Source organism: Paenalcaligenes sp. Me52 (assembly GCF_050487965.1).
In the GTDB taxonomy this organism is placed as follows: domain Bacteria; phylum Pseudomonadota; class Gammaproteobacteria; order Burkholderiales; family Burkholderiaceae_B; genus Paenalcaligenes.
Genome location: NZ_JBKQFO010000001.1, coordinates 1,831,810 through 1,843,900, shown reverse-complemented (window position 1 = coordinate 1,843,900; position 12,091 = coordinate 1,831,810). Strand labels below are relative to the sequence as shown.

The 12,091-nt window shown below is 50.3% G+C and carries 8 protein-coding genes; 3 read left to right on the top strand and 5 right to left on the bottom strand.

Annotation, left to right across the window (positions count from 1 at the left end; genetic code table 11):
- Window positions 1-51: 51 nt before the first annotated feature.
- A complete protein-coding gene (locus ACLO87_RS08665; RefSeq protein ID WP_430223407.1) occupies window positions 52-1,437 on the top strand; it encodes a dihydrolipoyl dehydrogenase in 1,386 nt (461 codons plus the stop codon).
- 3 nt (window positions 1,438-1,440) lie between these two features.
- Here ACLO87_RS08665 and ACLO87_RS08660 read toward each other — a convergent pair whose 3' ends face one another.
- From ACLO87_RS08660 to ACLO87_RS08640, 5 genes are read right to left on the bottom strand one after another with little or no spacing between them, the layout of a single operon-like run.
- Window positions 1,441-2,049, bottom strand: coding sequence for an SCO family protein (locus ACLO87_RS08660; protein ID WP_430223406.1), 609 nt, complete (start codon window positions 2,047-2,049; stop codon window positions 1,441-1,443).
- A gap of 44 nt (window positions 2,050-2,093) precedes the next feature.
- Window positions 2,094-4,157: a M3 family metallopeptidase gene (locus ACLO87_RS08655; RefSeq protein ID WP_135865029.1), complete on the bottom strand. Its 2,064-nt coding sequence runs from the start codon at window positions 4,155-4,157 to the stop codon at window positions 2,094-2,096.
- Entirely contained in the window at window positions 4,158-5,027 is an 870-nt protein-coding gene (folD, locus tag ACLO87_RS08650) for a bifunctional methylenetetrahydrofolate dehydrogenase/methenyltetrahydrofolate cyclohydrolase FolD (protein ID WP_135865024.1), read from the bottom strand.
- A 1-nt stretch (window position 5,028) separates the two neighbouring features.
- Complete coding sequence (locus ACLO87_RS08645; RefSeq protein ID WP_135865022.1) at window positions 5,029-5,652, bottom strand: response regulator transcription factor; 624 nt, start codon at window positions 5,650-5,652, stop codon at window positions 5,029-5,031.
- Window positions 5,649-7,406: a PAS domain-containing sensor histidine kinase gene (locus ACLO87_RS08640; protein ID WP_135865020.1), complete on the bottom strand. Its 1,758-nt coding sequence runs from the start codon at window positions 7,404-7,406 to the stop codon at window positions 5,649-5,651. The genes ACLO87_RS08645 and ACLO87_RS08640 overlap by 4 nt, the downstream gene beginning before the upstream one ends.
- Window positions 7,407-7,664: 258 nt before the next feature.
- Between ACLO87_RS08640 and aceE the strand changes: the two genes are divergently transcribed.
- Entirely contained in the window at window positions 7,665-10,373 is a 2,709-nt protein-coding gene (aceE, locus tag ACLO87_RS08635; RefSeq protein WP_135863649.1) for a pyruvate dehydrogenase (acetyl-transferring), homodimeric type, read from the top strand.
- Between the two features lie 11 nt (window positions 10,374-10,384).
- Window positions 10,385-12,082, top strand: a complete 1,698-nt coding sequence (gene aceF / locus ACLO87_RS08630) for a dihydrolipoyllysine-residue acetyltransferase (protein WP_430223405.1) — start codon at window positions 10,385-10,387, stop codon at window positions 12,080-12,082.
- The last annotated feature ends 9 nt before the right edge of the window (window positions 12,083-12,091 follow it).

The following is a 12,091-nucleotide window of genomic DNA, read 5'->3' as shown; positions in this document are numbered from 1 at the left end:
CAGATGTAGTGAGCAGTATCTTAGGATGGCGATATAACAGCAGAGGAAAGCATGAATATACTGAACGTTGATGTGGCAATCATTGGTGCAGGAACCGCAGGCATGACGGCATACCGTCAAGTGCTACGACGGGGTAAAACCGCTGTGCTTATAGAAGATTCGCATTACGGTACTACCTGCGCTCGAGTGGGCTGCATGCCTTCTAAATTGCTTATTTCTGCTGCTGATCATCGCCATGCTATTGATGAAGCTCCAAAATTTGGTATTAACGTAGATACCACTACCGTCGAAGTAGATGGTGTGGCGGTCATGGATAGGGTAAAACGCGAGCGAGATAGATTTGTGTCGTTTGTGGTAAGCGATGTGGAAGGTTTTGATGCTGATACCAAGTTATGGGGTACGGCTCGCTTTATAGATACTAATACGCTAGAAGTGGGGGATCACTCGCAGGTGAAGGCTAAAGCCTTTGTGATTGCTACAGGTACCAGCCCACGCACACCGGCAGCTCTGAAAAGCTTAGGCGATAAGCTTTTAACCACGGACGAGATTTTCTACTGGAATGATTTACCCAAAAGCATTGCTATTTTAGGCACGGGCGTGATTGGTATGGAGATAGGTCAAGCCTTGCACCGTCTGGGTGTGAAGGTGACGATCATCAACCGTAGCCAACGTATCGCAGGCATTCAAGACCCTAAAGTGGCCGAGAATGCACGTAGTGTATTTGCCGAGGAAATGGACATACGCTTCAATACGCAAATCCAGCATGCAGAGCGTCAAGGCAACGATGTGCAATTGACCTTGCAAGACGAGCAGGGTGTAGAGAGTTTACTGACGGTAGAGTGCGTGCTCAATGCAGCAGGCAGGCAGCCAAATGTTGAAAAGCTGAATCTGGCCGCGGCAGGTGTGACAGAAGATGCCAAAGGCAAGCTTAGCTTTAATGAGCAAACCCTACAGGTAGAAAATAAGCCTATCTTCTTAGCTGGTGATGTGAATGGTTTACACCCCATTTTGCACGAGGCGGCTGATGATGGGCGTATTGCTGCCGATAATGCTGTGAACTGGCCTATAGCGCCTCAAGCGCCCGCTAGACGTTGTCCTATGAAGGTGGTGTTTAGCAACCCACAAGTAATGTCGGTAGGGCTGGCGTTTTCGCAGTTACCCGCTGATGTGCGTATAGGCGAGGTTAGCTTTACAAACCAAGGGCGCTCACGTGTGATGTTAGAAAACAAAGGTATGCTACGGGTGTACGCGGATAAAAACAGCGATGTGTTTCTAGGTGCTGAAATGGTGGGGCCTTCTGCCGAGCATTTGGCTCACTTGTTGGCATGGTCTGCGCAACAGCAACTCACCATCAAAGAAATGCTGGGAATGCCGTTCTACCATCCGGTGGTAGAAGAGGGCTTGCGTACTGCATTGCGCAATACGCATTCCGCCTAATAGTTACAGCAGCTTGCGTACGGCTTCGGTCAAGTCTTCTACAGATTCGGAGTCGGACGCCAGCACACGTGCTTTGCCACGTTTATCAAAAATATAAACCCCACGGCTATGGGCTACTTCGTAGTAGTCAGAGTCGGCTTCTGTGGGTTTTTCTATTTGGAAAGCTACGCGATAACGTCTAGCGAGATCAGCAATGGTTTTCTCGTTGCCGGTCAACCCTATGGCATTGGTGTCGAAAGCATCTACGTAAGCTTTGAGAATTTCCGGTGTATCGCGGTGAGGGTCTACGCTCACAAATACCACCTGTACTTTCTCGCCATCATCGCCCAAGTTGTCTACCACGGCAGAAAGCTGTGCCATGGTGGTAGGACAGATGTCAGGGCAATTCGCATAACCGAAAAACATGAGCACGACTTTGCCTTTAAGGTCATCTTGCGTCACGTGTTGATTATCTACGGATTGCAGATCAAATTTCAGATCGGGCAGAAAGCCCGTCACGGGGTGAATTTGTGATTCGGCAGCCAGTAAGGGGCCAGCAAAAAGTACGCTGCTGCCTAATACTAGGCTTGCTGCTACGCGTTTGCCCAGAGAACGAAGAGTGAACTTTGTCATAAGCCTATACAAACACCCCCACCAAAAGGTGGGGGATAAAGGGATTAGGATTGTGCCAACATACCACTGTGGCGCAGCAAGGCGTCAATAGACGGATCGCGGCCACGGAAAGCTTTGAATGAATCAGCAGCTGGGCGTTCGCCGCCTACAGCCAAGATTTCATCCAAGAACTTGCGTCCGGTTTCCGGGTTCAGCGTATTGCGGCTATCACCCTCTTGCAGTGCAGTTTCTTCAAACGCGCTGTATGCATCAGAAGACAATACCTCAGCCCATTTGTAGCTATAGTAGCCTGCGCCATAACCACCAGCGAATAAGTGTGAGAACGCATGTGGGAAACGGTGCCATTCTGGTGGGAAGATTACCGCTACTTCTTTGCGTACCTGATCCAATGTACCCAATACATCTTTAATGGATAGGCCTTGATCTTGCTGGTGAATCAGCATGTCAAACAGCGAGAATTCGATCTGACGCACCATTTGCATACCGCTTTGGAAGTTCTTAGCGGCAAGCAGTTTGTCGTACAGTGCGCGTGGCAGAGGTTCGCCAGTTTCTACGTGGTGAGACAGTTTCTGTACTACCGGCCATTCCCAGCAGAAGTTTTCCATGAACTGCGAAGGCAGCTCAATGGCATCCCACTCTACGGCAGAAAAAGCAGACACAGCAGGCTCATCTACACGGGACAGCAAGGCGTGCAACGCATGGCCACTTTCGTGGAAGAGGGTGATCACTTCATCGTGTGTCAACAAAGATGGTCTACCTTCTTGCGGTTGTGCGAAGTTGCACACCAAGTAGACAACGGGTACTTGGGTAGAAGCACCCAACAGTTTGCGGTCACGTTCGCCGTTTACCCATGCACCGCCTTGTTTGCCAGCACGCGCATACAAGTCTACGTATAAGTAGCCAAGAGTATTGGCCTCTTTGTCTTGTACAGCATAGGCCTGCACATCAGGGTGCCAACCGGGTTCTTGCGTAGGTACAAACTGTACGCCGTACAGGGTATGCACAACGTCAAACAAGCCTTTCATGACTTGTGGCTCGGTGAAGTACTGACGCACTTCATCTTCGGAGTAAGCGTAGCGGTTTTCGCGCAGGCGTTCGGCTACAAATGCCATATCCCACGGCTTCAGTTCGTCCATGTGTAAGCTGACACGAGCAAATTCTTTCAGTTGCTCTAAGTCAGTGCGGGCAAAGCTGATGGATTTTTGTGCCAGAGTACGCAGGAATTCCAACACTTGCTCTGGGGTGTCGGCCATGCGTGTTTCTAGGCGCATGTGCGCGAAACTGTCATAGCCTAGCAAACGTGCTTCTTCGGCACGCAAGCTCAGCAATTGTTCGATGGTTTCCGAGTTATCCCATTCAGGCTTGCTGCTTTGCTCGGAAGCAATGGTGGCATAGCCTTTGTACATTTTTGCACGCAGGTCTGCATTTTTAGCGTATTGCATTACAGGTAGGTAGCATGGCATTTTCAGCGTCAGCAACCAGCCTGTTTTACCTGCTTGAGTCGCGGCATCCTTAGCTGCTGTCAGTACATCTGCAGGGATACCTTCTAACTCGCTTTCGTTTTCTACTAGCAAGCTCCAGTGATCAATACTATCCATCACATGTTCAGAAAAACGCTGTGATGCGGCAGCTTGCTGCTCAGAAATTTCGGCGTAACGTTCACGTTTTTCGCCTTGCAGCTCTACACCACTCAGGCGGAAATTACGCAGCGCGAGTTCGATGACGCGTTGGCGTGCAGGGCTAAGGGTAGCGAACTCAGCACTGGCGGCCAAGTTCTTGTATTGCGTGAACAACTGCTCGTTCAGCCCCAACCACGTGGAGAACTCCGTCACTTTGGGTAGGCACTGATTGTAGGCCTCACGCAGTTCTGGCGTGTTCACGACAGAATTCAGGTGTCCTACGATAGTCCATGCGCGCCACAGCGGTTCTACGGCGTCTTCCAAGGGGGTAACCACGTTATCCCAAGAGCTGTCGCTCACGTGCTCTACAGCTTGCACAGCGCTTTTGGCGCTTTCCAGCAGTTGATCAATAGCGGGTGTAACGTGTTCGGGCAGAATGGCCGAGTAGTCAACCAGTTGGTTGACTGGCCCAAGCAGGGGATTCGTCATTTAACTCTCTTTGTTTGCGCGGCGCTCAGCAGCTTCCAACGTATTGACCAGCAACATCGCAATGGTCATTGGGCCCACACCACCTGGTACAGGGGTGATAGCAGAAGCAACTTGGCTAGCACTAGCGAACTCTACGTCGCCGGCCAGTTTTCCGTCGTCTAGGCGATTGATGCCCACGTCGATGACTACGGCGCCAGGTTTGATCATGTCACCCTTAATCATATTGGGTCTACCTACCGCAACTACAAGTACGTCGGCTCGGCGAGTATGTGCAGCCAAGTCACGAGTCTTGGAATTACAGAGGGTTACGGTCGCGCCAGCTGCCAGCAGCATCATTGCCATGGGTTTGCCAACAATGTTGCTAGCACCCACGATTACCGCTTCAGCACCACGCAAGGAAACCTGTTCGGATTCCAGCATTTTCATGACACCGTAAGGGGTGCAAGGGCGAAACAGTGGTTGGCCAGTCATAAGCAAACCGGCGTTGCTGATGTGAAAACCGTCTACGTCTTTAGCGGGCGAGATACTTTCAATCACCAGATGCTCATCTAAATGAGCAGGCAGGGGCAATTGCACCAAAATACCGTCTACGCCATCGTCTTGATTGAGTTTCTCAATCAATGCCAGCAGCTCGTCTTGAGTGGTGCTGGCAGGTAAGCGGATGACATCAGAGTTGATACCGGCTTTTTCGCAAGCCAGAGCTTTGTTGCGTACGTAGACTTGAGAGGCAGGATCTTCACCAATCAATACTACGGTCAGGCCAGGATGAATGCCTTTGGCTTGTAGCTGCTTGACGTTCTCGGCAACTTGCTCGCGAACGCTTTGTGCTAAGGCTGTGCCCGAAATGATCCTGGCTGGTGTACTGCTCATGCTAGTTTTCTCCGCTTTGTACCAAGGCAATCTTCATTAGATCTGCCACAGTGGTAACTTCAAGTTTTTCCATAATATTTGCCCGGTGTGCCTCAACAGTTTTGATACTAATGTTCAGGTCTCCGGCGATTTGTTTGTTCAGGCGGCCTGCCACAATGCGCTCTAGCACTTGTTGTTCGCGAGCAGTCAAGCGTGACAGTACCTCAGCGTGTGTGCGTTTAGCGTGTGCCTGATCGGCCATAAGGCTGGCTTGCTCCATCATGCGTACTACAACGGCACGCAGGTCAGCTTCGTTAAACGGTTTCTCTAGGAAGTCTACGGCACCTTTTTTCATGGTGCTGACAGCCATAGGTACATCACCGTGACCGGTGATGAATACGATAGGAATAGGGGAGTTGCGTGCAATCAGCGCTTCTTGTAGCTCAAGACCGCTCATGCCAGGCATACGTACGTCAGCAATCAGTACGCTAAGTTGTGTGGTGTCGTATGAACTGAGGAATTCTTCAGCAGACGCAAAACACTGCACTCGGTAACCATTAGCCTCAAGCAGCCACCGCAAGGAGTCACGAACGGCTTCATCATCATCCACAATAAAAATCGTGCAGGGAATCGGGGTACTACTCATGCTTGTATCTCCTTGGGACTATCGGTGGTTGGTTGCACTACGTCTTGCGCACAGGGCAAAGAGAATCGGAAGATTGTTCCACCCTCTGGATTCTCCACTGCCCACAAACGACCATGGTGTGATTCTATAATGGTTCTACAGATGTTTAAGCCCATCCCCAGACCTTCTGACTTGGTGCTGTAGAAAGGCTCGAAAAGTCGCTCGGGGTTTTTGAGTCCATAGCCCCTGTCGATGACGGCGACCTCTAACATTTGATCGTAAAGTGAAATGTTCACATGAAGGATATGATAATCGCTTCCTTCCATCGCTTCTACGCCATTTTTTAGCAAATTGAGTAGTACTTGCTCAATAAGGATGGGGTCAGCTAACACCATAGGAAGGTGCTCAGGAAGCTCAACGGCTATTTCTATACGACGTTTGCGCGCATCTATGTCTGCAAAGCTTACCGCATTATCAATGATTTGCGTAATGGGAACCGCTTGGCGACGTGGTTCGCTGCGTTTCACAAACTCGCGTATACGGCTAATAATTTTGCCAGCACGTTCAGCTTGGGCAGCGGCTTTTTCTAGTGCCTCTAGTAACTGTTCTGGTTTGGCTTTGCCACTACGCACCATCGCTACAGCACCCATGCTGTAGTTATTAATAGCTGTCAATGGCTGATTAAGTTCATGTGCCAACGATGACGCCATTTCACCCATGGTGGTTAACCTACTGGTGAGTTGGATTTTATCTTGTTGTACACGCGAAGCTTCTTCATGTTTGCGACGTTCGGTGATGTCTCGGGCCACCTGCAATCGCACACGACGACCATCCGTCCAAGCCAGCATACGGTGATGTACTTCGAACCAGCGTTGAGCTTGTGCTGAATAGGTTTCTACCGTTTCGTCGGTGAAGCGCCCTAAGCGACCACCCAATAGCTCTTCGTGTCCATGTCCTTGGGCACCGAAAAAGCGTCGGTAGGTGCGGTTAGCAAATAGCAGCTCTAGACCCTCAGGCGTATCGGCAGTCACCGAGATCGCATCATCCAGACCTTCTAGTACGGTCATAAAGCGTTCGTGGGCAGCCGTCATGGCTTCACGTATACGCTTAGGTTCGGTGATGTCTGTCATGGACGTCATCCAACCTATTTGTTCACCATTAGGGTCGCGTAAAGGGGATACGTACATGCGGGCTGTAAAGCGCGAGCCATCGCGGCGCTGTGCTTCCACTTCTAAGCCACTATTAGGTGTGCGCCCAGACAAGATAAGGTCCAGCACCTCTTGATGATGAGAGTGTCGCCCAGGTACCCAGTACGGGAAGGGGGCGGTGCGTCCTATTAAGTCGGCCTCGTTCCAGCCTATCATTCGGCAGAAAGCAGGGTTGACGTAAGCAATGCGTCCGCTCAGATCAAATACACGCATGCCCGTAGACATGGAGTTTTCCATGGCTCGTCGGAAACCGGTTTCTGCAATCAGTGCGGCTTCAGCACGCGTACGAAAGCGTGTATAGCGCCATAGGGCTAGCAAGCTAAATACAATCACTAGAGATAGTGCGGCAATCACCATAGTCAGGCGCTGCTGGCGAGTCTCTTGGTCTATAGGGACCACCATCACACTATCGTGCTGCAGGCGTTGCAACCAGATAAATACGCCCATCACACATAAGTAGAGAATCAGTACGATTACAGGCGTGAGCCAGTATAGGCCGCGTCTATTTTGACGTGCCTGATCGTAAAACGTATTAGGTATAAGTGATTTTTTTACGGAGTTTGCCATAACAGTAATCGTAAAAAGCTGGGAGCATTGTAAACCTTAACGCTCGATGATATTTTTCACATTATAAAAACTATTACCATAAAATGAAATTTTGCTTGAGATAACCTTTTTTCTTTCCTAGAATAGAATTGATAAATAGGCATGATCTGCCTAAAAACTGTACGGGTCCGGTCAATCTGTTATGGTCTGAAAAGCAAACATTACAACGCAGATGAACATCGCAGCACGGACTTCTATCAATAAAACTGGAGACGCTATATGTCCTCTCTTGACCAAAACAGTAATCCAGCCAGCGCCAATCCCGACGCAGCTCTTGAAACACAAGAATGGCTAGAAGCTTTAGAGGCCGTGCTTGATCGTGAGGGCCCACAACGTGCCCATTACCTGTTGGAACGCCTAACTGACTTGGCGCGCCGTTCAGGTTCTAACATCCCTTACTCTCCGCACACGGCTTACTTGAACACCATCCCTGTAGGGTTGGAGCCAAATAATCCTGGTGATTTGGCGATTGAGGAACGTATTCGCTCGTATATTCGCTGGAACGCGATGGCAATGGTGGTAAAAGCCAACCAAGAAACGCCTGCCGATGGCGGCAGCTTGGGTGGTCACATTGCATCGTTTGCTTCCTTAGCAACCATGATTGAGTGTGGTCAGAACCACTTCTGGCACGCTGAAAACGAAAACCACGGTGGCGACTTGGTGTACTTCCAAGGTCATACCTCTCCTGGTATGTACGCCCGTGCGTTTTTGGAAGGCTCTTTGACTGAAGAGCAAATGGATAATTTCCGTCAAGAAGTAGACGGCAAAGGTTTGTCCTCCTATCCTCACCCTAAATTGATGCCAGAGTTCTGGCAGTTCCCTACTGTATCCATGGGTCTTGGCCCGCTGATGGGTATTTATCAGGCTCGTTTCCTGAAATACCTGCATGCGCGCGGCATTCAAGACACTAGTGGCCGTAAAGTATGGGTGTTCTTGGGTGATGGCGAGATGGACGAGCCAGAATCCTTGGGCGCTATTGGTGTAGCAGCGCGCGAAGGTCTGGATAACCTGATCTTTGTAGTGAATTGCAACCTGCAGCGTCTAGATGGTCCTGTGCGTGGTAACGGCAAGATCATTCAAGAATTGGAAGGCACCTTCCGTGGTGCTGGCTGGAACGTGATCAAACTGATCTGGGGCGGCTACTGGGATCCATTGTTGGCTCGCGACAAAGAGGGTGTGTTGCGTCAAGTAATGGAAGACACCATCGACGGTGAGTACCAAGCGTACAAAGCCAATGATGGTGCTTACGTTCGTGAGAACTTCTTCGGTAAAGATCCTCGTCTGCTAGAAATGGTAAGCCGTATGAGCGACCAAGATATTTGGCGCTTGAACCGTGGCGGTCACGATCCAAACAAAGTGTATGCCGCATTTGACGCTGCCGTGAAACACGAAGGTCAGCCTACTGTGATCTTGGCCAAAACCATTAAAGGTTACGGTATGGGTCATATTGGTCAGGCTAAAAACCCGACTCACCAGCAAAAGAGCTTGGATATCGATTCCATCCGCGAATTCCGCGATAGATTCAATATTCCTATTTCTGACGACAAACTGGAAGACTTGCCGTACTTCAAACCTGCAGACGATTCTCCAGAAATGCAGTACATGCAAGCTCGTCGTAAAGCGTTGGGCGGTTACTTGCCTAAGCGTCGTGCAAAGGCTAGCGAACAACTGAAAGCGCCTGAGCTGGAAGTATTCAAAGCGGTATTGGAGCCTACAGCCGAAGGCCGTGAAATCTCCACTACACAAGCCTTTGTACGTGTACTGAACCAGTTACTGCGCGATAAAGAATTGGGCCCACGTGTAGTACCTATTTTGGCTGACGAATCCCGTACATTTGGTATGGAAGGTTTGTTCCGTCAGATCGGTATTTACTCGGCAGTAGGCCAAAAGTACACACCAGTCGATAAAGACCAGGTGATGTACTACCGTGAAGACAAAAAAGGTCAGTTGTTGCAAGAGGGTATCAACGAACTGGGCGCGTTTAGCTCCTGGGTGGCTGCTGCTACGTCGTACTCCAGCAATAACAAGATCATGATTCCGTTCTTCATCTACTACTCCATGTTCGGTTTCCAACGTTTTGGCGACTTGGCATGGGCAGCAGGTGATATGCAAGCTCGTGGTTTCATCTTGGGTGGTACCGCTGGTCGTACTACGCTGAACGGTGAAGGTTTGCAGCACGAAGACGGTCAAAGCCATATTCAAGCTTCTGTGATTCCAAACTGCGTGTCTTATGACCCTGCGTTTGCTCACGAAGTGGCAGTAATCATGCGTGACGGTCTGCGTCGTATGGTTCAAGAGCAAGAAGATGTGTACTACTACATCACGCTGATGAACGAAAACTACGCACAACCAGGTCTGAAATCTGGCGATGAAGACGGCATCCTGCGCGGTATGTACAAATTCAAGTCTGTTGATGCAGGCAAACTGAAAGTACAACTGATGGGTTCCGGTACGATCTTGCGCGAAGTGATCGCTGCTCAAGAGCTGCTAGAAAAAGACTGGGGTGTAGGTTCCGATGTATGGAGCGTGACCAGCTTTACAGAATTGCGTCGTGAAGGTTTGGATTGTGAGCGTTACAGCTTGCTGAACCCTGCTGATAAGAAAGCACCAGTACCTTACGTGACACAGAAGTTGGCTGAAACCGATGGTCCAATCGTCGCTTCTACTGACTACATCAAAGCATTTGCTGACCAAATCCGTGCCTTTGTACCTGAAGGTCGTATTTACCGTGTATTGGGTACTGACGGTTACGGTCGTTCTGATTATCGCTACAAACTGCGTGAGCACTTTGAGGTTGATCGTCATTTTGTTGTATTGAGCGCGCTGCGTGCATTGGCCGATGAAGGCAAACTGCCACGCGAGAAAGTGCTGGAAGCAATCAAAAAGTACGGCATCAATCCCGAGAAAGCCAATCCGCATCACGCCTAAGGAGTAGATAAATGAGCAATTTGATTGAAGTCACTGTTCCTGACATTGGCGACGACGGTGAAGTGGATGTGATTGAGCTGCTGGTTGCCGTTGGCGACACCGTAGAGGTTGAGCAAAGCTTGATCACCGTTGAGTCCGATAAGGCTTCGATGGAAATCCCATCGTCACACGCTGGTGTGGTGAAGTCGCTGAAAGTAAAAATCGGCGATAAAGTAAAACATGGTTCCTTGATTCTGGAGCTGGACGCTGCGGGTGCTGCTGAAGCACCTAAGGCAGAAGTTGCCGCTGCGCCAGCGGCGGCTCCTGCAGCCGCAGAAAAACCTGCTGCAGCACCAGCTGCTCCAGCAGCGCCTGCCGCTGCAGAAGCGACCACATCCATCATTACTGTGCGTGTGCCAGATATTGGCGATGCACGTGATGTAGACGTGATTGAAGTGCTGGTTGCTGTGGGTGACACCATTGAAGCGGATCAAAGCCTGATCACACTGGAAACTGAAAAAGCGTCTATGGAAGTACCTTCCAGTCACGCTGGTGTGATTACTGCGCTGAAAGTGAAAGTGGGCGACACAGTTAGCGAAGGCTCCGACATTCTTGAGCTGCAAGTAAGCTCTGCTGCTCCAGCCGCTGCGCCTGCAGTGCAAGCGGCTCCAGCAGCTGAAGCTCCTAAAGCGGCAGCGGTTGCCTCTACAACGACAGAAGTGGTGAGTTCTGCTGCTGGTGTGGCTGCATCTCAGTCACCAGTGCGTGAATCGCCTACAGCTGCTTTTGCTGAAGCGGCTGTGCCTCTGCGTAATTTGCCTCACGCATCCCCATCCGTGCGTAAATTTGCACGTGAGTTGGGCGTGAACCTGACTAAAGTGAATGGCTCTGGTAACAAAGGCCGTATCACTGCTGACGACGTACGTCAGTTTGTGAAAGCGGCGTTGGCCGGTGGTGCTGCGCCTGCAGCAGCGGGTGCATCGTTGTCTGGTGGTGGCTTGGATCTGTTGCCATGGCCAAAAGTCGATTTCAGTCGCTTTGGCGAAGTGGAAGCGGCTCCGCTGTCACGCATCAAGAAAATTTCTGGTGCAAACTTGCATCGTAACTGGGTCATGATTCCTCATGTCACCAACAACGAGCAAGCAGATATCACTAGCCTAGAAGAGTTCCGCAAACAGCTGAATGAAGAAGGCAAAAAAGCAGGTACACGTGTGACCATGCTGGCGTTCTTCATCAAGGCAGTGGTTGCCGCACTGAAGAAATTCCCAGAATTCAACGCATCGCTGGATGGCGATAACCTGATTCTGAAGAAATACTTCCACATTGGTTTTGCTGCCGATACGCCAAATGGGTTGGTAGTTCCCGTAATCCGTGACGCTGATAAAAAAGGCGTACTGGAAATTGCTAAAGAAACCGGTGAATTGGCTGGTTTGGCTCGCGAAGGCAAACTGGGCGCTGCTCAGATGCAAGGTGGTTGTTTCACCATTTCGTCCTTGGGCGGTATTGGTGGTACAGACTTCACACCTATCATCAATGCCCCTGAAGTGGCCATCATGGGCTTATCACGCTCTAGCGTACAGCCTATCTGGAATGGCAAAGAGTTTGAGCCACGCCTGATGTTGCCAATGTCGCTGTCTTATGACCACCGTGTGATTGATGGTGCATCGGCTGCTCGCTTCAACGCTTACATAGCGACATTGCTGGCAGACTACCGTCGCATCTTGCTGTAAGGAGCCGCT